The 22,511-nt window shown below is 64.2% G+C and carries 24 protein-coding genes; 19 read left to right on the top strand and 5 right to left on the bottom strand.

What is annotated here, in order from left to right; all coding sequences use genetic code 11:
• Nucleotides 1-126: 126 nt before the first annotated feature.
• The 8 genes from Q0799_RS05175 to Q0799_RS05140 all read left to right on the top strand — a co-directional run bounded on the left by Q0799_RS05175 (nt 127) and on the right by Q0799_RS05140 (nt 9,475).
• Nucleotides 127-519 (top strand): Hpt domain-containing protein, encoded by a 393-nt coding sequence (locus tag Q0799_RS05175; protein ID WP_298395237.1) that lies wholly within the window; start codon nt 127-129, stop codon nt 517-519.
• Nucleotides 516-2,903 (top strand): ATP-binding protein, encoded by a 2,388-nt coding sequence (locus Q0799_RS05170; protein WP_298395235.1) that lies wholly within the window; start codon nt 516-518, stop codon nt 2,901-2,903. Before Q0799_RS05175 ends, Q0799_RS05170 begins: the two co-directional genes overlap by 4 nt.
• Complete coding sequence (locus Q0799_RS05165) at nt 2,900-3,268, top strand: response regulator (protein WP_298395232.1); 369 nt, start codon at nt 2,900-2,902, stop codon at nt 3,266-3,268. Before Q0799_RS05170 ends, Q0799_RS05165 begins: the two co-directional genes overlap by 4 nt.
• Before the next feature lie 84 nt (nt 3,269-3,352).
• A complete protein-coding gene (locus Q0799_RS05160) occupies nt 3,353-3,652 on the top strand; it encodes a c-type cytochrome (RefSeq protein ID WP_298395229.1) in 300 nt (99 codons plus the stop codon).
• A 68-nt stretch (nt 3,653-3,720) separates the two neighbouring features.
• On the top strand, nt 3,721-4,998 hold the full coding sequence (locus Q0799_RS05155; RefSeq protein ID WP_298395225.1) for an MFS transporter: 1,278 nt from the start codon (nt 3,721-3,723) through the stop codon (nt 4,996-4,998).
• A gap of 56 nt (nt 4,999-5,054) precedes the next feature.
• On the top strand, nt 5,055-6,041 hold the full coding sequence (locus tag Q0799_RS05150) for an efflux RND transporter periplasmic adaptor subunit (protein ID WP_298395222.1): 987 nt from the start codon (nt 5,055-5,057) through the stop codon (nt 6,039-6,041).
• Nucleotides 6,042-6,044: 3 nt separating this feature from the next.
• On the top strand, nt 6,045-9,254 hold the full coding sequence (locus tag Q0799_RS05145; RefSeq protein ID WP_298395219.1) for an efflux RND transporter permease subunit: 3,210 nt from the start codon (nt 6,045-6,047) through the stop codon (nt 9,252-9,254).
• Nucleotides 9,251-9,475, top strand: a complete 225-nt coding sequence (locus Q0799_RS05140) for a DUF2892 domain-containing protein (RefSeq protein ID WP_076094577.1) — start codon at nt 9,251-9,253, stop codon at nt 9,473-9,475. Before Q0799_RS05145 ends, Q0799_RS05140 begins: the two co-directional genes overlap by 4 nt.
• Before the next feature lie 9 nt (nt 9,476-9,484).
• Here Q0799_RS05140 and Q0799_RS05135 read toward each other — a convergent pair whose 3' ends face one another.
• Together Q0799_RS05135 and Q0799_RS05130 are read right to left on the bottom strand one after the other, a co-directional pair.
• Nucleotides 9,485-9,700: a heavy metal-associated domain-containing protein gene (locus Q0799_RS05135; RefSeq protein WP_298395209.1), complete on the bottom strand. Its 216-nt coding sequence runs from the start codon at nt 9,698-9,700 to the stop codon at nt 9,485-9,487.
• Nucleotides 9,701-9,772: 72 nt separating this feature from the next.
• Nucleotides 9,773-10,684: a hypothetical protein gene (locus Q0799_RS05130; protein WP_298395206.1), complete on the bottom strand. Its 912-nt coding sequence runs from the start codon at nt 10,682-10,684 to the stop codon at nt 9,773-9,775.
• A 241-nt stretch (nt 10,685-10,925) separates the two neighbouring features.
• Between Q0799_RS05130 and Q0799_RS05125 the strand changes: the two genes are divergently transcribed.
• Both Q0799_RS05125 and Q0799_RS05120 read left to right on the top strand, forming a co-directional pair.
• Nucleotides 10,926-11,792, top strand: coding sequence for an NAD(P)-dependent oxidoreductase (locus tag Q0799_RS05125; RefSeq protein ID WP_298395203.1), 867 nt, complete (start codon nt 10,926-10,928; stop codon nt 11,790-11,792).
• Nucleotides 11,789-12,670 (top strand): NAD(P)-dependent oxidoreductase, encoded by an 882-nt coding sequence (locus tag Q0799_RS05120; RefSeq protein WP_298395200.1) that lies wholly within the window; start codon nt 11,789-11,791, stop codon nt 12,668-12,670. The genes Q0799_RS05125 and Q0799_RS05120 overlap by 4 nt, the downstream gene beginning before the upstream one ends.
• On the opposite strand, the gene Q0799_RS05115 is transcribed toward Q0799_RS05120, so the two are convergent.
• A complete protein-coding gene (locus Q0799_RS05115; protein ID WP_298395197.1) occupies nt 12,636-13,088 on the bottom strand; it encodes a transcriptional repressor in 453 nt (150 codons plus the stop codon). The genes Q0799_RS05120 and Q0799_RS05115 overlap by 35 nt on opposite strands.
• An 81-nt stretch (nt 13,089-13,169) precedes the next feature.
• Between Q0799_RS05115 and dksA the strand changes: the two genes are divergently transcribed.
• From dksA to Q0799_RS05070, 9 genes are all read left to right on the top strand, one after another.
• Entirely contained in the window at nt 13,170-13,592 is a 423-nt protein-coding gene (gene dksA / locus Q0799_RS05110) for an RNA polymerase-binding protein DksA (protein WP_298395194.1), read from the top strand.
• A gap of 4 nt (nt 13,593-13,596) precedes the next feature.
• A complete protein-coding gene (locus tag Q0799_RS05105) occupies nt 13,597-14,664 on the top strand; it encodes a GTP-binding protein (RefSeq protein ID WP_298395191.1) in 1,068 nt (355 codons plus the stop codon).
• Complete coding sequence (locus Q0799_RS05100; RefSeq protein ID WP_298395188.1) at nt 14,658-15,239, top strand: 6-carboxytetrahydropterin synthase; 582 nt, start codon at nt 14,658-14,660, stop codon at nt 15,237-15,239. The genes Q0799_RS05105 and Q0799_RS05100 overlap by 7 nt, the downstream gene beginning before the upstream one ends.
• A gap of 22 nt (nt 15,240-15,261) precedes the next feature.
• Nucleotides 15,262-15,768: a DUF2796 domain-containing protein gene (locus Q0799_RS05095; RefSeq protein ID WP_298395185.1), complete on the top strand. Its 507-nt coding sequence runs from the start codon at nt 15,262-15,264 to the stop codon at nt 15,766-15,768.
• A gap of 2 nt (nt 15,769-15,770) precedes the next feature.
• Nucleotides 15,771-16,451, top strand: coding sequence for an ATP-binding cassette domain-containing protein (locus Q0799_RS05090; RefSeq protein WP_298395182.1), 681 nt, complete (start codon nt 15,771-15,773; stop codon nt 16,449-16,451).
• Complete coding sequence (locus Q0799_RS05085; RefSeq protein WP_298395180.1) at nt 16,448-17,707, top strand: ABC transporter permease; 1,260 nt, start codon at nt 16,448-16,450, stop codon at nt 17,705-17,707. Before Q0799_RS05090 ends, Q0799_RS05085 begins: the two co-directional genes overlap by 4 nt.
• Before the next feature lie 10 nt (nt 17,708-17,717).
• A complete protein-coding gene (locus Q0799_RS05080; protein WP_298395177.1) occupies nt 17,718-18,296 on the top strand; it encodes a DUF3299 domain-containing protein in 579 nt (192 codons plus the stop codon).
• Entirely contained in the window at nt 18,293-19,138 is an 846-nt protein-coding gene (locus Q0799_RS05075; protein ID WP_298395174.1) for a ZIP family metal transporter, read from the top strand. Before Q0799_RS05080 ends, Q0799_RS05075 begins: the two co-directional genes overlap by 4 nt.
• A 125-nt stretch (nt 19,139-19,263) precedes the next feature.
• Complete coding sequence (locus tag Q0799_RS05070; RefSeq protein WP_298395172.1) at nt 19,264-20,529, top strand: HD-GYP domain-containing protein; 1,266 nt, start codon at nt 19,264-19,266, stop codon at nt 20,527-20,529.
• Nucleotides 20,530-20,534: 5 nt separating this feature from the next.
• Here the strand turns inward: Q0799_RS05070 and Q0799_RS05065 are convergent, their stop codons facing one another.
• The gene (locus tag Q0799_RS05065) at nt 20,535-21,632 is read right to left on the bottom strand and encodes a PQQ-binding-like beta-propeller repeat protein (protein ID WP_298395170.1); all 1,098 of its coding nucleotides are present in this window, start codon (nt 21,630-21,632) and stop codon (nt 20,535-20,537) included.
• Nucleotides 21,629-22,492 carry a hypothetical protein gene (locus Q0799_RS05060; protein ID WP_298395167.1) on the bottom strand — a complete coding sequence of 288 codons (864 nt, stop codon included), beginning with the start codon at nt 22,490-22,492 and terminating at the stop codon, nt 21,629-21,631. The genes Q0799_RS05065 and Q0799_RS05060 overlap by 4 nt, the downstream gene beginning before the upstream one ends.
• Nucleotides 22,493-22,511 lie beyond the last annotated feature (19 nt).

The raw sequence follows: 22,511 nt of genomic DNA, 5'->3' as shown, positions 1-22,511 counted from the left end.
CAGGCCGTTGTTCAATGGACGAGAGGAGGCAAGCCCCGGCGTTCGGGGGTTTTACCTTTTTTCAACCAAGTTTTTTGCCGGCGAGGGAAAATGATCCTCTCTTAAACGGCTGGCGGTGCTAAGTCCATGATGCTGATACCTCAGGAACTGGAAGGCTTCGATGTGAGGGACGCCGTAGCGCGCATGCTGGATCGTCCCGAGTTGTGGTGGCAGGCGGTCGGCTTTTTTGTTCATCATTTTTCAGGATGGGAAAATGCCTGGCTTGATGTACATGGCAACGATCAAGCCGAGCGTCGGTGTGTGCATGCGATCCGGAGTGCGGCGGCGAATGTCGGTGCGATGCGGCTTTCCGCGCTGGCCGAGCGCCTGGAAAAGTTGCTGCTGCAGCGAATTGCCGGCGAGGATGTGGATATTCCCGTCGAGCTGCGCGCCGATCTTGCGGCTGCCTTCTCGGAGGCGTGGAAAAGTGCCGATGCAGCCTGGCGGGAAGCGGGTTGTGAGTTGCCGGGGCAGTCGTGACGAAACAGTTCGAGCCGGCACCGCTGGGTCGGCATCTGGCCCGCGTCAATCTGCAGGTGTTGCTGCCGGCTTTCCTTATTCTTTCGGCCATCATCCTGCTGACCGCCGGCGGTATGGATTTGCGGGACCGGATCGACGAAGGTCGGGCGCGGACCGCGCTGCTCGAAGAGATGCTGAGCAAGGGCGTGCTGGTCGAGGATCCGGTACGGGTGTCCGTGTTCAGGAAAATGTTGTATTCATTGCCCGATCTGCGTTCGCTGACCCTGTACCGAGACGATCAAAGCATTTATTTCGAATATCTGCGCCCTGACAGCTACGCGGTATCGGGCTGGAAGCCGCCGGTTTTTGAAGAAGGTTATCGTCTGCAGCCCGGCTACGTCGACTTTCTGGTTCGCGGCAAGGTTGCCGGCAGCGGCTGGATGCTGGTCAGTTTCGATCTGGGGCGCCTGCATCGGGAAATGCTGGGTTATGCCCTGTTGATCCTGATCGAATTTGCGCTGGCCCTGTGGGTCATCCTGCGACTGCAGCGCCGGCAGGTCGAGCGTGCCATGCGTCCGCTGGACCTGCTGAACGAAAACATGGCCGAGATTTCGCTCGGACACCTCGAAACGCGGGCGGCACATTCGGATATCGCCGAGTTCGAGCGCCTGAGCGCAGGTTTCAACCAGATGGTCGAGCAGATACGCGAGCGTGATCACTGGCTGGCTTCGCATCTCGGTAACCTTGAGCAGATCGTCGAGCAGCGGACCCGGGAGTTGCGGCAGGCCAAAGAGATCGCCGAAGCGGGGAGTCTGGCCAAGAGTGAATTCCTGGCGACCATGAGCCATGAAATCCGGACCCCGATGAACGGGGTTCTGGGCATGACAGAACTGCTCCTGAATACAGGGCTGACGCCGACCCAGCGGCAGTTCGTCGAGGCGGTCGATCGCTCCGGGCGGCACTTGCTGGCAATCATCAACGACGTGCTCGATTTTTCCAAGATCGAATCCGGGTACTTCGAACTGGAGGAAGAGGATTTCGATCTTGTCCGCTTGCTCAACGAGGCGGTCGAACTGTTTTCTCAGCCGGCGCACAAAAAGGGCCTGACGTTGCTGATCGAAGTCCCGGCCGGCCAGGCATTGCATGTGCGCGGCGATGCACTGCGTTTGCGTCAGGTGGTTGCCAATCTGCTCAACAACGCGGTGAAATTTACCGATCGGGGAGAGATCGTGCTCAGTCTGGCGCTGCTGCCATCCGAGGCCGGTTGCCAGTGCATGGCGTTGCGGGTCCGGGATACCGGCGTCGGCATCCCGCCGGAAGCGCGGGAGCGGATTTTCGAACACTTTGCCCAGGCCGACGGCTCGACCAGCCGGCGCTTTGGCGGTACCGGCCTTGGTCTGGCCATCTGCCGGCGGCTGGTTGACATGATGGGGGGAGAAATTTTCGTGGACAGCATGCCCGGCGTGGGTTCGTGCTTTACCGTGAAGCTCTGCCTCCCCACTGTCGAAAGGCTGGTGCCGGACGATTTGCCGGATGCCGGGGGCGGAGTGACGGCGCGCCGGGTTGATGTGCCGACCGACACGGATGTGGCAACGCCGGTCCTGCGCGGTCGGGTGCTGCTGGCGGAGGACAATGAAAGCAACCAGATTGTCGCGCGTACCCACCTCGAACACCTGGGCCTGCAGGTGGTCGTGGTCAACGACGGTCAGCAGGCCATCGATCTGCTGGCCCGCGAGTCTTTCGATCTGGTCCTGATGGATTGCCAGATGCCGGTGGTCGATGGTTTCTCGGCCTGCGCAGAGCTGCGGCGCCGGGAAGCGCAGGGCGATCTGCCGCGTCTGCCGGTGGTGGCGCTGACAGCCAATGCCATGCGCGATGACCGGGCACGTTGCCTGGCGGCCGGGATGGACGACTACCTGGCCAAACCTTATCGGGGCGAGGAAATGCTCGCCGTGCTCGAGCGCTGGCTGCCCCGCGAACGTCGCAAGCTGGTGGCGACAACGCCGACGCCAGCGCCGACGTCGGTGCCCGCCATGCCGGGGAGTCAGGCACTCGATCCGGGGGTTTTCGAACAATTGCGTACCCTGGCGCCGAATGGGGCCGGCGCCTTGATCCGCCAACTGGTCGAGGCTTATCTGCGGGGCATGGAAAGTTTGTGGAGCGACTATGAATCCGCCCTGTCTGCCGGTGATGCGGCGGCCATGGCACGAGCCTGTCACGCGATGAAATCGAGCAGCTACAACGTCGGGGCGCTGCGTTTTGCCGGCTTGTGTCGGGAAATCGAGGCCTTGTGCCAGGAAGGCAAGCAGGAAGAAGTCATTGCCTTGCACCCCGGATTCGTGGCCGAACAAGAGGCAGTGCGCATGGCCCTGGACGAGATGTTGGAAAAGAGGGCGACGTCATGAGCGAACGTGTATGTCGGGTACTGGCGGCGGACGACGATCCGACCATGGGGCTGATGTTCGGCGTTGTCCTCTCCGCGCCGGGGTTCGCCTTGCGCTATGTTCCGGATGGCGAGGCGGCACTGGCGGCTTACGGCACCGGCGGCAGTTTCGACATCGTCGTGCTTGACGTCGAAATGCCGGGTATTGACGGCTTGCGCCTTGCCGAGACTATCCGGCGGTGCGAGCCGGAACTGCCAATCGTGTTGTTGAGCGGGCGCGAGGACGCGGCATTTTTCGACGCTGCTTCAAGGCTGGGCCTCCGTCATCTGTCCAAGCCGGTTGACTGGACGGCGCTGGCCGTTCGCCTGCGGGCGTGGCTGGTTTGATCCCCGGGCACTTGTCTGTTTGACCGGGTCTCGGGTTAGACTGGTGACGATGCACCAGAATTTTTACAAACGGAGGAAACACACATGAAAAAATTGATCCCTGTCGTCCTGGGCCTGATGATTGCCGCGCCGACCATGGCATCGGAGGAGCTGGCCAAGGCCAAGAACTGCACCACCTGTCATGGTATGGCCAAGAAGATCGTCGGTCCGGGCTACCAGGAAATCGCCGCCAAGCGCGCCGGCGAGAAGGGGGCGGAGGCAGCCCTGGCTGCCAAGATCAAGAACGGCAGCAAGGACGAGTGGGGCAAGGTGCCGATGCCGCCCAATGCCGTCACCGATGCCGAGGCACTGGCACTGGCCAAGTGGGTCCTGTCGTTCAAGTAAGAACTGTCAGGCGGTAGCAGGAAGGCGCCCGCAGAGGCGCCTGATATAACAATCACCCGGAGACTGTCATGGGGCCGTTGACTCCCGAACAGCGTCGGCGGCGCTGGCTGGCGCTGGCCGTTGTCGCGCTGGCGTACATCCTTTCCTTTTTCCAGCGCTTTGCGCCGGCCGGTATCGCCCAGGATCTGGCTGCCGCCTTCCAGACCTCGGCGGCCTCGCTCGGCGTGCTCGCCGCGACCTATTTCTACATCTACACGGTGATGCAGATCCCCACGGGGATTCTGGCCGATACCCTGGGGCCGCGCCGGATACTGGCGCTGGGGGCGTTGGTCGGTGGTGTCGGTAGTCTGCTGTTCGGCTTCGCGCCGTCGCTCGAATTCGCATTGGCCGGCAGAACCCTGGTCGGGCTCGGTGTTTCGGTCACCTTCATCGCCATGCTCAAGCTGGTGGCCGTGTGGTTCGAGGAGAACCGTTTTGCAACCATCGTCGGCATCTGCATGCTGGTCGGCAATCTCGGTTCGGTGCTGGCCGGGGCACCCCTGTCGGCGATGGCCCAGGCGACCGGCTGGCGCGGGGTATTCATCGGCGTCGGCGCCGTCTCTCTGGTGCTTGGGGCCCTGTGCTGGCTGATCGTTCGCGATGCGCCGACCGCTTCGGGCGAAGCATCGCGGCCGCGTTTCGACCGGACGGTGGTGCTTTCCAGCCTGCTGGCGGTGATCCGCAACCGTGCCACCTGGCCGGCGGCGCTGGTCAATACCGGCATGTCCGGCGCTTTCTTCACCTTTGCCGGGCTGTGGGCGACGCCTTACCTGATGCAGGTGCACGGCATGGCGCGCGCGACCGCTGCCAATCACCTGTCCTTGTGGTTTGGCGGTTTTGCCGTCGGTTGCCTGTTCATCGGCGGTCTGTCCGACCGTCTTGGGCGGCGCAAGCCGGTGATGATCGCCGTCTCGCATGTTTACGTGGCGATCTGGCTGATCCTGCTGTCCTGCGTGGCGATGCCGCTCAGCCTGTCGTACCTGCTTTTTGCCCTGCTCGGTTTGTCGACCGCCGGGTTCAGCCTGACCTGGGCGTGCGCCAAGGAGGTCAATCCGCCGTTGCTGTCGGGGATGTCGACCAGCGTTGCCAACATGGGCGGTTTCCTCTGTGCCGCGATCATGCAGCCGGTCGTCGGCTGGATCATGGATCTCGGCTGGCATGGCGAAATGGTCGCCGGTGCCCGCGTCTACGATGTCGCCACCTGGCAGAACGGCGTCTTGGCAGTGACCTTGTGTGCCGCGCTGGGTGCTGCCGCCAGCTGGCGTATCCGCGAAACGCGCTGTCGAAACGTCTGGCAGGCGCCATGATCCGGGTCTGAAAACTGACTTGCGGTGGTTTTGTGAATTAGCGTATGCTTATATTCATGAAGCCTATCCTGCCCGTACTGGTTCTTGCCCTCGGACTGGTGTCGCCCGCCATGCATGCGGCCGATGCCTTGCCGGTTGTCGTCGTCAAGCCGCATCCGGTCGACCTGACTTTTCCCGCCGAATCGGTCGTTGAGGCAGTCATGCAGGCGACGGTCGGGGCCCAGGTCGCCGGCCGCGTCACCGAGGTACGCGCCGACGCCGGTCAGCGGGTCAGCAAGGGCGACTTGCTGATGCGTATCGACGCCCGCGAAGCTAGTGAAGCCGCCCGGGCGGCAGAAGCACAATACACCGTGGCGAAATTGAATTACGAACGCCACAAGCAGTTGAAAGAACAGAAATTCGTCAGTCAGGCGGCGCTCGACAAGGCCAAGGCCGATTTCGATGCGGCGGCGGCCAATCGCAGTGCCGCGGGCGCCAGCCAGAGTCACGCGAGCATCGTCGCCCCGATGACCGGCATCGTCGCTCGCCGGCATGCCGAAGCCGGCGACATGGCGATGCCGGGAATGCCATTGTTCACCATTTACCAGCCGGGCGGCCTGCGCGTCACCGCCAGCGTGCCCCAGCATCGTCTGCCGGCCATGCGTGGTGTGACCAGCGCCCGTGTCGACTTCCCGGAACTCGGCAAATGGGTCGATGCGACTGCCATTCAGGTCTTGCCCACGGTCGATGCGGCGACCCATGTCGCGCAGGTGCGTGTCAGTCTGCCGGCACTGGCGGAAGCCGTTCCCGGCATGTTCGCCCGGGTCCATTTCGTTACCGGCCGCGCCGACAAGCTGACCGTGCCGGCCGGCGCGATACTGCGCCGCGGCGAAGTTGCCGCCGTCTATGTGCAGACCGCCGATCAACGTCTCGTCCTGCGCCAGTTGCGCCTCGGCGAAGCCGTCGGTCAGGGCGAGATCGAGGTGCTGGCCGGGCTGGCTGCAGGTGACAAGGTGGTCACCGATCCGGTCAAGGCGGCCATTCAAGTTCAGTCGGGCAAGTAGGCCATGGCCGCCGAAAAGACCTCGCTCGGCATTTCCGGGCGTATTGCCGCCGCCTTCCAGGATTCGCGGATCACCCCGCTGCTCGCGCTGGTCGCCTTCCTGATGGGCGTTTTCGCGACCCTGGTCACGCCGCGCGAGGAAGAGCCGCAGATCGACGTGACCATGGCCGACGTGCTGGTCGCCTGGCCGGGCGCTTCGGCCAAGGATGTCGAGAATCTCGTGGCGACGCCGGGCGAGCAGGTGCTGTCGCGCATGCATGGCGTCGAGCATGTGTATTCGATGTCACGCCCCGGCATGGCGGTGATCACCGTGCAGTTCGAAGTCGGCGTCAAGTACAACGACGCGGTGCTACGCCTGCACGACACGGTGATGGCGCATCGCGACTGGCTGCCGGCCAATCTCGGCGTGTCCGAGCCGGTGATCAAGCCGCGCGGCATCGACGACGTGCCCATCGTTGCGCTGACCTTCCACACCGCCGATCCGGCACGTTCGGCCTACGAACTGCAGCAGGTGGCGCGTGCGGTCGAGATCGAACTCAAGCGGATCCGGGGTACGCGCGACATCTCGACGCTCGGCGGTCCCGATCATGCCGTGCGCGTGCTGCTCGACGCCGAGCGGATGAACGCTTTCGGCGTCACGCCGCAGGACATTGCCGGTGCGCTGACCGTATCCAACGCCTTGCAGACTTCCGGCAGCCTGGTTGCCGGCAATCGCGAAGTTCTCGTGCAGACCGGCACGTATCTGGAGTCGGCGGCGGATGTAAAGCGCTTGGTCGTTGCAGTTCGTGAGCGCAAGCCGATCTACCTCAGCGACGTCGCCACGGTCGAGGACGGCCCCGACCAGCCGCAGCGCTACGCCTGGTTCGGCACCAAGGCCGGCGAGTTCCCGGCGGTCACCATCCAGATTTCCAAGCAGCCCGGGGTCAATGCCGCCGATGTCGCCAATGCCGCCATCGCCCGCATCGACAGCCTGAAGAATGTCGTCATTCCCGACGGCGTCGAGGTCACGGTGACGCGCAACTACGGCGAGACGGCGACCGAAAAGGCACAGAAGCTGATCGGCAAGCTGGTCTTCGCCACCGCTTTCGTTGTATTGCTGGTTTTCTTTGCGCTGGGCAAGCGCGAGGCGCTGATCGTCGGCATCGCCGTCACGCTGACCCTGGCGGCGACGCTGTTCGCCTCCTGGGCCTGGGGCTTCACGCTCAACAGGGTGTCGCTGTTCGCGCTGATCTTCTCGATCGGCATCCTGGTCGACGACGCGATTGTCGTCGTCGAGAACATCCACCGCTGGCAGGGCCTGCATCCGGAAAAGACGCTGCTCGAAATCATCCCCGGCGCCGTCGACGAGGTCGGCGGGCCGACCATCCTGGCGACGCTGACCGTCATCGCCGCGCTCTTGCCGATGGCCTTCGTGTCCGGGCTGATGGGGCCGTACATGAGCCCGATCCCGATCAACTCGTCGATGGGCATGGCGCTGTCGCTGGCCATCGCCTTCGTCGTCACGCCGTGGCTGGCGGTGCGGCTGATGAAGTCGCATGGCGGCGCACATGGCGCGGCGCCGGCGTCGAAGCTGGATGCCAGGCTCGACAGCACCTTCCGCAAGCTGCTGACGCCCTTCCTCGATCCGCTGACGGGCGGTGCCGCGCGCATCAAGCTGGCCGTCGCCGTCGTCGTGCTGATCCTCGGTTCGGTGTCGCTGGCGTACTTTCAGCTCGTGGTGCTGAAGATGCTGCCCTTCGACAACAAGAGCGAGTTCCAGATCATCGTCGACATGCCGGCCGGTACCCCGGTCGAAGAAACGGCGCGGGTGCTGCAGGAAATCGGTGCCGAGCTGGCCAAAGTCGAGGAAGTGACGAACTACCAGGCCTATGCCGGTACCGCCAGCCCGATCAACTTCAACGGCCTGGTCCGCCAGTATTACCTGCGGGCAGCGCCGGAGAAGGGCGACATCCAGGTCAATCTGGTCGACAAGGCCAAGCGTTCGCGCAAAAGTCATGAAATCGCCGCCGGCGTGCGGGCGGCGGTCGAAGCCGTCGGTCAGCGTAACGGCGGCGTCGCCAAGGTCGTCGAAGTGCCGCCGGGGCCGCCGGTGATGTCGCCCATCGTCGCCGAGATCTACGGTCCCGACTACGCCGGCCAGATCGCCGTCGGCAAGCAGGTGCGCCAGGCCTTCAGTGAAACGCCCGACATCGTTGCCATCGACGACTACATCGACGCCGATGCGCGCAAGTTCGTCCTGCACGTGCTGCAGGCCAAGGCCGCGCAACTGGGCGTGGCGCAGCGCGACATCGTCGAAGTCGTCGGCATGGGGCTGGCCGGCATGGACGTGACACCGGTGCGCAATGCCGAATCCAAGTTCGCCGTGCCGGTGCGGATCACGCTGCCGTCAGCGCAGAAGTCGGCGCTCGATACGCTGCTCAAGTTGCGGGTCCGTTCCCGCGACGGCCAACTGGTACCTGTCTCGGAACTGGTCGAAGTGCGCGACACGGTGCGCGAGAAGACGATCTATCACAAGGACCTGCTGCCGGTCGTCTACGTCGTCGGCGACATGGGCGGCCAGCTCGATTCGCCGCTCTACGGCATGTTCGACATCCGCTCGAAAATCAACGGCATGGCGCTGAAGGAAGGCGGCACGCTCGGCGAATGGTTCATCCGCCAGCCGACCGATCCCTACGCCGGTTACAGCGTCAAATGGGACGGCGAGTGGCAGGTCACCTACGAGACCTTCCGCGACATGGGGCTGGCCTACGCGGTCGGCCTGATATTGATTTATCTGCTAGTGGTCGCTCACTTCGGGAGCTATCTGGTGCCGCTGATCATCATGGCGCCGATTCCGCTGACCATCATCGGCGTCATGCCCGGACATGCCTTGTTCGGCGCGCAATTCACAGCGACCTCGATGATCGGCATGATCGCGCTGGCCGGCATCATCGTCCGCAACTCCATCCTGCTCGTTGATTTCATCAAGCAGCAGGTCGCCGCCGGCATGGATTTCCACGACGCGGTGATCCAGTCGGCGGCGGTGCGCGCCAAGCCGATTGCGCTGACCGCATTGGCCGCCATGCTCGGCGCCATGTTCATCCTCGACGACCCGATCTTCAACGGCCTGGCGCTGGCGCTGATCTTCGGCATCCTGGTGTCCACGCTGCTGACCCTGGTCGTCATTCCCGTTCTCTACTACGCAGCCTTCCGCAAGGAGCATCAAGCATCATGACCATCGAACGCATCATCCGCATCATGGCCGGCTTCTTCGTCATGCTTTCGCTGGCGCTCGGCTGGCAGGGCAGTCCGGTCTTCGTCTCCGAATGGTTCCTGGCCTTCACCGCCTTCGTTGGCTTCAACCTGTTCCAGAGCGGCTTCACCGGCTTCTGTCCGCCGGAGAAGCTGCTGAAGAAGCTTGGCGTCAAATCCAGCGGTGGTTCCTGCGGGGGATGAGGCGGCGCTTCAGTGCGCCGTGTACTCCGCATCGAACCCCGCATCGACGATCGCCTGGAGAATCTCCTCCGGACTGACGAAATTGCCGTGCTCGACATCGACCTCGCTGCTTTCCAGCGAAATGTCGATATGCGTGACACTGGGCAAGTCCTGAATTGCGCTGGTGAGCATCTGCATGCGGTGGATGTCGTTCAGGCCACCGACCTTGAAAAGCTGTCTGTGCATGATCTGACCTCCTTGGTCTGAAGCATGTAGATTGGTCAGCAAAATGCCCCGGAAGTTCTGGTGATTTTCCGCTCAGGCAGCGCGCATCGCCTGATAGGCCGCCAGTGCCCGCGCGACTTCGCCGCTTGGGCGGGCGCTGTCGCCAAGACCGAATTCCATTTGCAACGATGCCTTGTTGGTGTCGATGTAGTCGATGACGCGGCTCAGGTTGTTCATCCGGTTGGGAATGAAATTGTTCTCTGAATTGAGCAATTCCGCGGAGCGGGCAAAGTTGCCGCTGAATTCGCGGATTGCGTTCACCGCACCGTTCGGGTTGCTGGCCAGCACCCGTTCCAGGCGGGCGGTGTCGAGACTGGCCATGTTGGTGACCGGGTGGATCTCCAGTCCGAGTGCGCCCATGCCGCGAACACCGCTGCCGGCACCGTTGAAAATGTTCTCGATGCTCTTTTCCAGTTCCCACTGCGACACGGTTGCGGCGTGTGTGCCAGCCAGCAGGCCGCCGTTGGCCAGGACTTCGTCGAAGCGGTCGATCCAGCCGTTGTAGGCTTCGGTAAAGGCCTGCAGGCGGCTGCGGATTTCGTCGGCGCTGCTGCCATGGTCGATTGTGCCCAGTTTGCCGGCTTCCTGCTGCATTGCCGCGACGTAGTCTCCCATCGCGGTCATTTCTGCGAATTCGGCTTTGTAAACAACCTCTTTCCGGTTGATCGCGGTCATCATCGCGTAGGCTGATTCCGGATCGAACAGCGACGGATTGCGGCCGTTGGCCATCAAGGGGGCATTCGTCAGCAAGGCGTTCATGGCGCTGGTGGTGCTGCCGCCGTTGAGCAGGCTGTCCATGGCCTGGGATTTGAAATCGGCCAGCCGCTCCTGCAGGACGGCCAGGAAGTTGCCGCCTGCCGCCGGCGCGGAATTGCCGTGCCCGCGGTGCATGCCGGAGAGCAGCGAAAAATCGAAAGTCTTGTTGATGATGGCGTTGGTCGACATGTTACCTCCTGGCGATGGCGACGGCAGATTGCCCTCCAGTTGCCCATGGCTTCCTCATTGCAACAAGCGTGCCCGGTACCGCGAAATGGTGGCGCGTCCGCCGCTGTCGCGCTCTGCCGGCATTTCCCCGTCTTCAGTGGGCTGAGACCGCTGAAAGATTCACATCTTCCGGCAATTTTCGCCGCCGTCGACTTGCCGGCCGATCGGCTAGAATCCGCCTGACAACATGGAGGAGCGGGACATGAAGATTGGTTTTATCGGCCTGGGCATCATGGGGCGCCCGATGGCGCTGAATCTGTTGAAAGGTGGTCATCAAGTCACCGTCTGGGCGCGTCGTGCCGAATCGATGCAGCCCTTGCTCGACGCCGGTGCCAGCGGCGCTGCGTCGCCGGCTGATGTGGCGCGCGGCCAGGAGCTGGTGATTTCCATGGTCGCCGATGCGCCCGACGTCGCCGAAGTCATGCGCGGCGTCGCCAGTGCCGCCGTGCCGGGGCTGGTCGCCGTCGACATGAGCACCATCGCGCCGGCGGCAGCCAAGGCTATTCACGCGGAACTGGCGGCGGCCGGCGTCGATTTCATGGACGCGCCGGTGTCCGGCGGTGAAGTCGGCGCGATTGCCGGGACGCTGTCGATTATGGCTGGCGGTTCCGAGGCCGCCTTTGCCCGCGCCCAGCCGGCGTTCGCCTGCATGGGCAAGAACATCGTCCATGTCGGCGCTTCGGGTGCCGGCCAGGTGACCAAGGCGGCCAACCAGATCGTCACCGGCATGGGCGTGCTGGCGGTTGCTGAAGCGATGGCCTTTGCCTCGAAGAATGGGGTCGACCGCGGCAAGGTGCGCGAGGCGCTGCTCGGCGGCTTCGCCTACTCGAAGATTCTGGAAAACCACGGCCAGCGCATGCTCGACCGCAATTTCAAGCCGGGCTTCAAGAGCTGGATGCACGAGAAGGATCTGAACATCGTCATGCAGACGGCGCATGAACTCGGGCTGTGTCTGCCGGGTTCGGCGGCGACCGCGCAGATGTTCAACGCCATGGTCGGTTCCGGCCTGGGCGAGGAGGATTCGATCGCCGTGCTGAAACTGCTGGAAAGCCTCTCGGGACAGGCATGAAGGTCGGTTTCATCGGACTGGGCGCGATGGGGCGCCCGATGGCCCTGCATCTGCAGGCGGCCGGCCACGAGTTGCACGTCTGGGCGCGCCGCTCGGCAAGCTGCGCCGGCCTGCCGGCGACGGTCCATGCCTCGCCGGCCGAACTGGGTGCCGCGTGCGAGGTGGTGTTCACGGTCATCACCTCGAGCGCCGACGTCGAAGGCGTGGCGCTCGGTGACAACGGCCTGATCCACGGCATGGCGGCGGGCAGCGTGCTGGTCGATTGCTCGACCATCGCCCCGGATGTCGCCCGGCGTATCGCCGGCCAACTGGCGGAGAAGGGCATCCACATGCTCGACGCACCGGTCTCCGGCGGCGAGCAGGGGGCGAAAGACGCGACGCTGGCGATCATGGCTGGCGGCGACGCGGCGGTGCTTGAACGGGTGCGGCCCTTGCTGAAAAAACTCGGCCAGCGCATCGTCCATATCGGCCCCAACGGCGCCGGCCAGGTCGCCAAGGCCTGCAACCAGATGATCATGGTCGCCGCCATCGAGGCGGTGGCCGAGGCGATGCATCTGTCCGCTGCGGCCGGGGTTGATCCGGCCAAGGTGAAGCAGGCGCTGGCCGGCGGCTCGGCCGGCTCGCGCGTGCTCGAGATCATGGGCCAGCGCATGGTCGACCGCGATTTCTCGGCCGGCATCGAGGCCCGCCTGCATCACAAGGATTTCGGGCTGGTACTTGAAGCCGCCCGGCAGAGCGGCGTGCCGGTGGCACTGACGGCGAGCGTCGCGCAGCAACTCAACGCGCTGATGGCGCTGGGTTTCGGCAAGGACGATACGAGTTCGCTGTTGCGCGTGCTGGAGGCTAATTCCCCGCGCACTGCGGACACACCGCGCTGATCTCGACTTCCGGGCTGTCCAGGCGGTGGCCGGTGGCGGCCAGGCTGGCGTAGAGCGTGGTGGCGACGTTGGCGTCTTCCAGTTCGGTCACCGCATTGCATTTCGGGCAGACTAGGAACAGGCTCGGTGCCGAATGGTTGCCGTGGCGGCAGGCGACGAACAGGTTCATGCGGCCGATCTTGTGCGCCAGGCCGTGCTCGATCAGAAAATCGAGGGCGCGGTAGATGGTCGGTGGCGAGGCATTGCCGCGCGACTGCCGCATCTGTTCGAGCAGGTCGTAGGCCTTGATGCCCTTGGGCGTTCGATAGAGCAGGGCGAGCACTTCGCGGCGGATTGCCGTCAGGCTGGCGCCGCGTTGCCGGCAACTGGCAGCGGCGCGTTCAAGTGCCTGGCTCTCATCGCAGACTTCGGTATTCATCGAATCGGCTTGGTGGTAGATATGCGATGTTATAACATTGCTGCCTTCCTGCACCAAATCACGACGACCAAGGAACGATCGATGAGCCGATCCGCCAAGCTGCCGACCGAGGCAGAACTTCTCGCCGCTTCCGCCGATGACTACATGTCGCCGGCGCAACTGGCCTTCTTCCGCCAGCGCCTGCTCGACGAAGAGGCCGCCTTGCGCGGTGCCGCCGAGGAAACCACGCACCACCTGCAGGACAACGCGGCCGAACCCGATCCTAACGATCGGGCCAGCGCCGAGGAAGAGCACACGCTGGAACTGCGCGTGCGCGACCGCGAGCGCAAGTTGCTGAAGAAAATTGCCCAGGCGCTCAAGCGCATCGAAGACGGCAGCTACGGCTGGTGCGAGGATACCGGCGAACCGATCGGCATTGCCCGCCTGCTTGCCCGGCCGACTGCCAGCCTGTGCCTGGAAGCCCAGGAGCGCCATGAATTGAAGCGGCGCCAGTTCGGCGGTTGATCCCATGATGGCCGACGACGCCGACCGGCGCATTCCGGTCGTCATCCTCACCGGCTTTCTCGGCGCCGGCAAGACGACGCTGCTCAACCACCTGCTGCAACAGCCAGAAATGGCTGAAACCGCCGTGCTCATCAACGAGTTCGGCTCGGTCGCCGTCGACCATCACCTGGTCGAGAAAATCGACGACGACGTGATCCTGCTCGACTCCGGCTGCATCTGCTGTACCGTGCGCGGCGACCTGACGCGCAGTCTGAGCGAGTTGTTCATGCGCTGCCTGCGCCGCGAGATCAAGCCGATCCGCCGCGTCGTCATCGAAACCACCGGCCTGGCCGACCCGTCGCCGGTGATCTACACCCTGATGGAAGATTTCTTCCTGACCGAGCGCTACCGCATCGACGGCGTCGTCACCGCGGTCGACGCGACCCACGGCGAGGGCCAGCTGGCGACGCACGGCGAGGCGATCAAGCAGGTGGCAATGGCCGACCGGCTGCTGCTGACCAAGGCCGACCTGGCGACGCCGGAGCAACTGGCATCGCTGGCCGCCCGGCTGACCACGATGAACCCGTCGGCACCGCAGTTGCGCGTCGAGCGCGGCGCCGTCCCGGCGTCGGCGATCCTCGCCTGCGGCCTTTACGACCCGGCTGCCAAATCGCCCGACGTTGCCGGCTGGCTGGCCGAGGAAAAGGTCCGCGATGAGCGCCGCCGGGCCCACGGCCACCATCACCACCACGACGTCGACCGCCACGACGCGCACGTCTACAGCTTCGCCCTGACCTTCGCCGAGCCGCTCGCCTGGCCGAGCTTCGCCGATGCCGTCGGCGTCCTGCTGGAGAGCATGGGCGAGCGCATCCTGCGCATCAAGGGCCTGCTCAACGTCGTCGGCGACCACAAGCCGCGCGTCGTCCAGTGCGTCCAGCACGTCCTCTATCCCTACACCCGGCTCGACGACTGGCCGACGCAAGCGCCGTACGACGACCGCCAGAGCCGGCTCGTCTTCATCGTTCGCGATCTCGACCAGTCGCTGGTCGAGCAGGCCTTCGCGATGTTCTGTGGAGTGCGCGACCAATGCTGATCCGCAAGCTGTTCAAGTTCGAGAACGCCCATATCGTGCGCGGCTGCAGCACGCGCCGCTGCTCGCATTCGATTCACGGCCATTCGTACAAGGTCGAGCTGATCCTCGAAGCGCACGCCTTCGACAATGGCCAGATGCTCTACGACTTCGGCCTGCTCAAAGGCGGCCCGCGCGACCTGATCGACGCCTTCGACCACGCCGTCGCCATCTGGGACGGCGACGATGCCGACTACGTGGCCGCCTGCAAGCGCTTTTCCGAGCGCTGGATCAGCCTGCCGGTGTCGCCCAGCGCCGAGCAGTTCTCACGCCTGTTCTTCCGTCTGGTCGATACGCTGTTGAGTCTGACTGACACCGTCAACGGCGAGCAGGACGTGCGCCTGCACTCGGTCATCGTGCACGAGACCGAGACCGGCTACGCCCAGTGCTTCCGCGAGGACGCCGACAACCCGCGCATGGGCTTGATCGAGCTCGAACGCATCGTCTTTTCCGAGGCCATCACCCAGGCCTGGCGCGACCCGCAGTTGTTCGAAAAGCTCAAGCGCGGCGAGCGCCTGCGCAACCCGTCCGCCGTCTGATTTTGTCTTGAAGGAGAACCCGATGAAAAAGCTGCCCCTGATCCTGGTCGCCCTGCTGCCGGCCCTGGCACTGGCCCACAAGGACCACGCTCACAGTCACGGCGTCGGTCAGCTCGGCATCGTCGTCGAAGGCGACCAGTTGACCCTGCTGCTCGAAGTGCCGCAACACGACCTGGTCGGTTTCGAACGGGCGCCGAGAAACGCCCGCGAGCAACTGACGGTGCAGGCCGCGCTGGAAAAACTGAAGACACCGGCCAAACTGTTCACGCCGACGGCGGCCGCCCAGTGCGTGCCGAGCGAACAGAAGATCGATGCGCCCTTGCTCGAAGGCGCCAAGGGCCATCACGGCCACGGCGATGTCGAAGTTCGCTACGTTTATCGCTGTGCCCAGCCGGCCGCGCTGGCCGACCTCAAGGCCACGGTATCGGCGGAATTCCCGCGCGTGCGTTCGCTCAATGTCAGCTTCGCCGGTCCCAAGGGCCAGAAGGGTGGCAAGCTGGACGCCAAGAACCCGGTATTCGCCTGGTAAACATGACGCCGGCGGCGATCCGCATCGATGATCTGCTGTTTCGCTGGCGTCCCGATGCGGCGCCGGCGGTCTGCCTGCGCGGATTGCAGGTCGACGCCGGCAAAAGCCTGTTCCTGCACGGTCCCAGCGGCGCCGGCAAAAGCACGCTGCTGAATCTGCTCGGCGGTGTGCTGCTGCCCGAACGCGGGCGCATCGAAGTGCTCGGGCAGGTGCTCGGCGACTTGTCGGCGGCGCGCCGCGACGCCTTCCGCGCCGATCACCTCGGTTTCATCTTCCAGCAATTCAATCTCCTGCCCTGGTTGTCGGCGCTGGAGAACGTCCTGCTGCCCTGCCGCTTTTCGCGCCGCCGCGCGCAACGCGCCGGTGACCCGGTGGCCGAGGCGCGCCGCCTGCTCGCCGCGCTCGACCTGGCCGCGTCCGTGCATGGCGCCCCGGCCGCCGAACTGTCGGTCGGCCAGCAACAGCGCGTTGCCGCCGCCCGGGCGCTGATCGGCCGGCCGGAAATCGTCATCGCCGACGAGCCGACCTCGGCCCTCGATGCCGCCCGCCAGGATGCCTTCATCGACCTTTTGCTGGCGGAAGCGAAGGCGGCGGCCAGCACCGTCGTTTTCGTCAGCCACGACCAGCGGCTGGCGGCACATTTCGATGCCAGTTTTGCCCTGACCGGGGAGTTGCCGGCATGAGCGCCTTGCTGCGGCTGGCCCTGGCCAGCGCCTGGAATCGCCGGCTCAGCCTGGGGCTGACCCTGCTCGCCGTGATGCTGGCGGCGACCCTGCTGCTGTCGGTGGAACGTATCCGCGAGGCGGCGCGCGACAGTTTCGCGCAATCGGTCTCGGGCAGCGACCTGATCGTCGGCGCCCGCACCAGCCCAGTCCAGCTGGTGCTGTATTCGGTCTTCCGCCTCGGCGAAGCGACCAACAACCTCGACTGGGCAAGCTACCAGAAAATTGCTGCCGATCCGGCCATTGCCTGGAGCGTGCCGTTGTCGCTCGGCGATTCGCATCGCGGTTATCCGGTGCTCGGCACCACGGCCGATTATTTCATCCATTTCCACTATGGCGACCGTCAGCCTTTACGCCTGGCCGACGGCGTCGTCTTTGCCGGCATCTTCGAGGCGGTGCTCGGCGCCGAAGTCGCCCAGCGTCTCGGTTACCGCGTCGGCGACCGGATCACCCTGAGCCACGGCGACGGCGGCCTGCCCGGCATGGAGCACGACGACAAACCGTTCACCGTGGTCGGCATCCTGGCGCCGACCGGTACGCCGGTCGACCGCACCGTGCATGTCGGCCTGGCTGCCATCGAGGCCATCCACCTCGACTGGATCGGCGGCGCGCCGGTGCCCGGCTTCAACATCGGTGCCGAGGTGGTGCAGAAATTCGACCTGACGCCGAAATCGATCACCGCCTTCCTGGTCGGCCTGCACCAACGTGCCGAAGTCTTCCGCATCCAGCGCCGGATCAACCAGTTCGCCGACGAGCCACTGCTTGCCGTGATGCCCGGCGTTGCCCTCGACCAGTTGTGGCAGACCGTCGGTGTCGTCGAGCGGGCCTTGCAGGCGGTTTCCTGGCTGGTGCTGGCGGTCGGTCTGGCCGGCCTGATGGCGACCATGCTCGCCGGCCTCGACCAGCGGCGCCGCGAAATGGCCATCCTGCGGTCCATCGGCGCCGGACGACGGCACATTCTTGGCTTGTTGCTGCTCGAAAGCGGCCTGGTCAGCCTGCTCGGCTGCCTGCTCGGGCTGGCCGCAGTCAGCCTGTTCGCTGCCGTCGGCGGCGATCTGCTGGCCGCTTTCGGTCTGGCGGCCCTGCCGCTGGCGGTGAGCGTGGGCGAAATGAAACTTCTCGGCGCCGTGCTGGTCTGCGGCCTGGCCGTCGGTGTGCTGCCGGCCTGGCGTGCCTATCGTCTGTCGCTGGCCGACGGACTGATTCCCCGTTCATGAAGGAACAAGAATGCTGAAGCGTTGCCTGCTGTTGTTTGCGCTGCTCGTGCCCATGCTGGCCTCGGCCAGCGATTACCGCGTCGGTGACCGGCTGCCGGCTGGCAAGGGCGCGGCCAAGGGATTCAAGGAAATCATGTGGGACGATCTGATGCCCAAGGGTTGGGACCCGATGGCGGCGTTCAAGGGCATCGATCTCAACAAGCTGCAGGACAACGATCCCAAGGCCATCGACCTGCTCGCCAGCGTCCGCAAGGAATGGGACAAGGCGCCGGTCGAGCCCGCGCTGAATGGCCAGCGCATCCGTATTCCCGGCTTCGTCGTGCCGCTCGAGCGGAAAGGCGACGATGTCATCGAGTTCCTGCTGGTGCCGTATTTCGGTGCCTGCGTGCATGTGCCGCCGCCGCCGTCGAATCAGGTCATCCATGTCGTCCCGGCCAAGCCGGTGAAGGGCATGCGGACCATGGAAACCTTCTGGGTCAGCGGCACCCTCAGCCTGCAGGGCGGCGACAGCGGCATGGGCGTCTACGCCTACCGTATCGCTGCCGAGCGGGTTGAACCCTATCAAGTGAATCAAGGAAAGAAACGATGAGTACCCTGAGCATGATCCTGCTGGCCTGCCTGGCCGGCGGTTTGATCAGCATGGCCGCGGCGGCGACGGTGGTGTTCCGCCTGTCCCGGCAGTCGACGGCGATCCTGGTGGCGTTTTCCGCCGGGGTGATGCTGTCGTCGGCCTTCCTGCACATCCTGCCGGAAGCCTTCAACTCGTTGCCGCCGGTGGACATCCACGCCGGCCACGACCATGGTCCGGACGACCACGCTGCCATCGCCGCCGAGGAGGATGCGCATGCCGGGCACAACCACGGTGGCCCGTTCGCCACCTTGTTCGCGCTGATGCTGGGCACGCTGTTCAGCTTCTTTGCGCTTGAACGCCTGGCGCTGTGGCGCCACTCGCACGGCGATTGCGCGTCGCACGACGGCCACCACGCGACGGTGACGGCGCCGCCATTGATCCTGATCGGCGACGCTTTCCACAATTTCGTCGACGGCGTGCTGATCGCCGCCGCCTTCATTGCCGACCCGATGCTCGGCGTGACCACGACGGTCGCCATCATCGCCCACGAAGTGCCGCAGGAAATGGGCGATTTCGTGCTGCTGCGCAATGCCGGTTGGAGCAACACCAAGGCCTTCATCGCCAATGCCGGCTCCAGCCTGAGTTCGCTGCTCGGCGGTGCGCTCGGTTTCTTTGCCCTGTCGGCGGCCGATTTCGTCCTCCCCTACGTGCTGGTGATCGCCGCCTCCAGCTTCATCTATGTCGCGCTGGCCGACATCTTTCCGCTACTGCACAAGCAGCGCGAGAGTTTCGTCCGCCAGAGCCTGCTGATCGGCGCCGGCGTGGCGGTGGTCCCGGTGGTGGGGTGGTTCACCCACTGAACCGCGGCGCACTGCCGGGCAGAACTTCCTTCAGCTTGCGTTAATCTGCTGCGCGCTACCATCGCTCCCTCGCAAAAAATGGCGGAGCCGTGAGGGTCTGCCGATCATGATCGGGGGAGGTGGAGATGGCGCTGGGATATTTCAAACGTCAGGCGGCCTGGCGCATTGCCGGGATCAGCCTGAGCTTGGCCATCATCACCACGCCGCTGATCTGGTACCTGTCTCGTGAACAGGCCGAGAGCGAGGTTGTTGCCCTGGCGATGGAGGAGTCGCAGCGGATCATGTCGCACATGGCGTTCGACGCAGCGCCTGAATCCTTGTCGAGCAGCGCGGCGCTCTCGGCCCGGAATGCCACCGGCGGCCTGTTCGATATCGCCGAAATCTATGATCGCTCGGGGATGAAACTGGCCGAGGCCATGACCGACAGCGGCGAGCGTATCGAGCGGCTGCTGCCCAAGCATGGGAGGCCGGAGTACCAGCGCGCCTCCTACGAGCGTGTCGGGCTGGGTGACGATCTCTGGGTGCTTCGGGTCTTCGTGCCATTCTCCAGGACGAAGTCCGCCGGCGAACCGGAGATCCTGGCCTATTTCGAGGGCGTGCGCGTGATACCCCAATGGCAGCGCGAAAAAATGCTGCGCGACGCACTGATCCTGGCCTTGATCGTCGGCGGTTCGGCACTGCTTTGCGGTCTGGCCATCTATCCGGTGGTCATTCACCTGGCCCGCGACAATCTGCGCCAGGCACGGGAAATCCTTGAATCACACATCTCGATCACCGAGGCCCTGGGCCGGGCGATTGCCCGGCGGGATTCGGATACCGGTGCGCATAACTACCGGGTGGCATGGCTTGCTGCCCGCGTCGGTGAGCACATGGGGCTGCCAAGAAAGGAAATGCAGGGCCTCATCGTCGGCAGCTTCCTTCACGATGTGGGCAAGATTGGCATTCCCGACGCCATTTTGCTGAAGCCCGGCCGCCTCGACGACGATGAACTGGAGATCATGCGCACCCATGTCCTGCAGGGCGAGGCCATCGTTGCCGACATCGAATGGTTGTCCGATGCAGCCGATGTCGTTTCCGGGCATCACGAGAAATGGGACGGTAGCGGTTACCCGAGGCGGCTTGCCGGCGAGGAGATTCCGCGCAACGCGCGGATCTTTGCGGTGGCGGACGTTTTCGACGCCCTCTCCTCGAAGCGCCCCTACAAGGATGCCCAGGGTTTTGAGGCAGTGATCAATGTCATTGCCCAGGGGGCCGGACGGCACTTCGATCCGGCGATTGTCGAGCGTTTCGTCGAGATTGCCCGGTCCCTGCACAACCGCCTGGCCCAGTGCGACGAGGCGGCCTGCCGGGAGTTGCTGCGCGAGAAGATAAAACAGTACTTCGGGGTGTGACTGTCTCAGCCGGGAATGCACATCAGCAGCAGGTCGCCGCTGTTGCTGGCACACAGCAGCCGATTTTCATCGATGAGCGTCACAAAGGGACGAACCGGCTCGGGGAGCTTGAAGTCTCCTCGGGAATGGCCATTTTCACGTGCGAGCACGTGCAGGACATGGTTCAGGTCAAGCGCGTACACGCTTGATGCATCGCTGGTCAGTTCCGCCATCAATGCCCCCCAGTTGCGTTGACTGTCGCGATAGTCGGTTGTCCGGTGGCGCCAGCGCGTTTTCCCGGTGGCGGTATCAATCGCAAAAATCCATCCGGTCGGGGACCACAGGAATGCCAGGCCAGCGGCCACATGGTGTGAATTGATGAAGTTGCCGGCGCTGAACTCCCAGGTCTGCTGACCGTTTGCCAGGTCAAGGCCGTGCAGTTTTTCCTTGTAGCTGCCGGCAATCAGGCTGCTGCCGTCGACGTGCAGCTGGCGCAGGTATTGCCATTCGTCGATGCGATTCACCTGCCAGCGGACTTGCCCGTCGGTGAGGGAGAGTGCGTAAAGGCGACCGTCACCCGGTCCGACATAAAGCGTGTCTCCGGCGACGACAGGCGCATAGCTGATGCGCGTATCGGCAATCGCATCGAAGTGCCATCGTGGTCGCCCGCTCTCGGCATCCAGGACAAGAAGCCGGTGCCCGTCGCCAAAACAGACGCTTTCCCCGTTCAAACACGGCGCGCCAATCTGGTCACGGGCACGGTAACGCCACAACGCCTGCGTTTCCCCCGGACGCCAGGCGGCGATTTCGGATTGGCCTCCGCAAATGACGATTTCAGCTGCGGTGCGCGGCCGGAATCTTGCACCGCCCGGAAGGTGGTGGCGAATGTTCCAGGTCACGCTTTCCCGGGACAGGTCAAGCAGTCCGAGCCGGGACTCGCCGGCAAACATGACACCATTGCCGATCACGCTTGCCGGAGCCAGGCGGCGATCCTCGCTGGGCCAGCGTCCCAAGATTGGGAGCGCGGGGGCGCGCCGGCTGTCTCCTGTGGCAAACGGAGCGATCGCCCCCAGGCCAAGCGCCAGCAAGCCGTTCAGCAGGGTCCGGCGTTGCCGATCGGTCAATTGCAGCGGGCGCCTTGCTCGATCCAGCGGAGCAGAATCCGCGTATTCGGATGATCGCGATCTTCGGTCGGCGATATTCCCGGGGGCATGCGGTCTTCAACCAGGTGCTGGAACAGGCTGCTTTGATCGGGTTTGCCCGGGATGACCACCTTGGTGGCGTTATTGACGCCCTTGGCCACCGAGTCGGCGCCCAGCATGATGCCGCTGTGGCTGCTCAGGTCCAGTTCATGAAAGCTCGGCGGTTCCTGATTGGACATATGGCAACTGGTACAGGCCGGTGTGTCCGGTGCGAATGCGCCGTCCCTGGCGAACAACGGCAGGACATTGTTCTTGAAATCCTTGTCGTTCGGTGCGCCGCGTTCTATCCATTTGCGTACCGTGGCAAATGACTGTTCGTTGCCACCCACGGAGAAGTGTACGCCGAGCGGCATGCGGTTGTTGCGCATGCGTCTGCCGAGAATGTGTTTGGCGCCTTTTTCTCCGGGCTGGAAGATGGGACGGGCCGGCGATTCCTGCGAGCCGGTCCGTATTCCCTCGCAACTCGAGAGATCGAGTCCGCGGTAGCTGTGTTCGGGGTTTGCGGACGAGTGACAGACGATGCAGGCCGGTCCCTGGCCGAAGGCATTTGGTGTGCGCATCAGCGTGGCGATGTAATCGTAGGGGATGGGAATGTTGCGCCCGAGGATCAAGGTATCGACTGCCGCATGATCCCCTTCGAGTTTGATCTTGCCGTCGCGTAAATCCTGTACCCACTGACTGTTGACCGTTTCGGGCACTTTTTCCGCCCAGGCCTTGTTCAGCGACAGGGCCATGAGTCCGCAGGCCAGCAGCAGCCAGTAAGGTTTGTTGAGTCCTTGCATGAAAATTCCCCCCGTGATG

The sequence above is a fragment of the uncultured Azonexus sp. genome (assembly GCF_937982035.1).
In the GTDB taxonomy this organism is placed as follows: Bacteria; Pseudomonadota; Gammaproteobacteria; order Burkholderiales; family Rhodocyclaceae; genus Azonexus.
The sequence above is the reverse complement of the archived record's forward strand: the minus strand, read 5'-3'. Positions and strand labels throughout refer to the sequence as shown.

What these genes read in the sequence shown, in the direction of transcription:
- Q0799_RS05130 (WP_298395206.1), bottom strand. Translation starts at nt 10,684, where the DNA reads ATGTCGACCAACGCCATCATCAACAAGACTTTCGATTTTTCGCTGCTC.
- Q0799_RS05160 (WP_298395229.1), top strand. Translation starts at nt 3,353, where the DNA reads ATGAAAAAATTGATCCCTGTCGTCCTGGGCCTGATGATTGCCGCGCCG.
- Q0799_RS05135 (WP_298395209.1), bottom strand. Translation starts at nt 9,700, where the DNA reads ATGCACAGACAGCTTTTCAAGGTCGGTGGCCTGAACGACATCCACCGC.
- Q0799_RS05150 (WP_298395222.1), top strand. Translation starts at nt 5,055, where the DNA reads ATGAAGCCTATCCTGCCCGTACTGGTTCTTGCCCTCGGACTGGTGTCG.
- Q0799_RS05145 (WP_298395219.1), top strand. Translation starts at nt 6,045, where the DNA reads ATGGCCGCCGAAAAGACCTCGCTCGGCATTTCCGGGCGTATTGCCGCC.
- Q0799_RS05175 (WP_298395237.1), top strand. Translation starts at nt 127, where the DNA reads ATGATGCTGATACCTCAGGAACTGGAAGGCTTCGATGTGAGGGACGCC.
- Q0799_RS05100 (WP_298395188.1), top strand. Translation starts at nt 14,658, where the DNA reads ATGCTGATCCGCAAGCTGTTCAAGTTCGAGAACGCCCATATCGTGCGC.
- Q0799_RS05105 (WP_298395191.1), top strand. Translation starts at nt 13,597, where the DNA reads ATGATGGCCGACGACGCCGACCGGCGCATTCCGGTCGTCATCCTCACC.
- Q0799_RS05125 (WP_298395203.1), top strand. Translation starts at nt 10,926, where the DNA reads ATGAAGATTGGTTTTATCGGCCTGGGCATCATGGGGCGCCCGATGGCG.
- Q0799_RS05155 (WP_298395225.1), top strand. Translation starts at nt 3,721, where the DNA reads ATGGGGCCGTTGACTCCCGAACAGCGTCGGCGGCGCTGGCTGGCGCTG.
- Q0799_RS05075 (WP_298395174.1), top strand. Translation starts at nt 18,293, where the DNA reads ATGAGTACCCTGAGCATGATCCTGCTGGCCTGCCTGGCCGGCGGTTTG.
- dksA (WP_298395194.1), top strand. Translation starts at nt 13,170, where the DNA reads ATGAGCCGATCCGCCAAGCTGCCGACCGAGGCAGAACTTCTCGCCGCT.
- Q0799_RS05070 (WP_298395172.1), top strand. Translation starts at nt 19,264, where the DNA reads ATGGCGCTGGGATATTTCAAACGTCAGGCGGCCTGGCGCATTGCCGGG.
- Q0799_RS05060 (WP_298395167.1), bottom strand. Translation starts at nt 22,492, where the DNA reads ATGCAAGGACTCAACAAACCTTACTGGCTGCTGCTGGCCTGCGGACTC.
- Q0799_RS05090 (WP_298395182.1), top strand. Translation starts at nt 15,771, where the DNA reads ATGACGCCGGCGGCGATCCGCATCGATGATCTGCTGTTTCGCTGGCGT.
- Q0799_RS05115 (WP_298395197.1), bottom strand. Translation starts at nt 13,088, where the DNA reads ATGAATACCGAAGTCTGCGATGAGAGCCAGGCACTTGAACGCGCCGCT.
- Q0799_RS05140 (WP_076094577.1), top strand. Translation starts at nt 9,251, where the DNA reads ATGACCATCGAACGCATCATCCGCATCATGGCCGGCTTCTTCGTCATG.
- Q0799_RS05120 (WP_298395200.1), top strand. Translation starts at nt 11,789, where the DNA reads ATGAAGGTCGGTTTCATCGGACTGGGCGCGATGGGGCGCCCGATGGCC.
- Q0799_RS05095 (WP_298395185.1), top strand. Translation starts at nt 15,262, where the DNA reads ATGAAAAAGCTGCCCCTGATCCTGGTCGCCCTGCTGCCGGCCCTGGCA.
- Q0799_RS05165 (WP_298395232.1), top strand. Translation starts at nt 2,900, where the DNA reads ATGAGCGAACGTGTATGTCGGGTACTGGCGGCGGACGACGATCCGACC.
- Q0799_RS05085 (WP_298395180.1), top strand. Translation starts at nt 16,448, where the DNA reads ATGAGCGCCTTGCTGCGGCTGGCCCTGGCCAGCGCCTGGAATCGCCGG.
- Q0799_RS05080 (WP_298395177.1), top strand. Translation starts at nt 17,718, where the DNA reads ATGCTGAAGCGTTGCCTGCTGTTGTTTGCGCTGCTCGTGCCCATGCTG.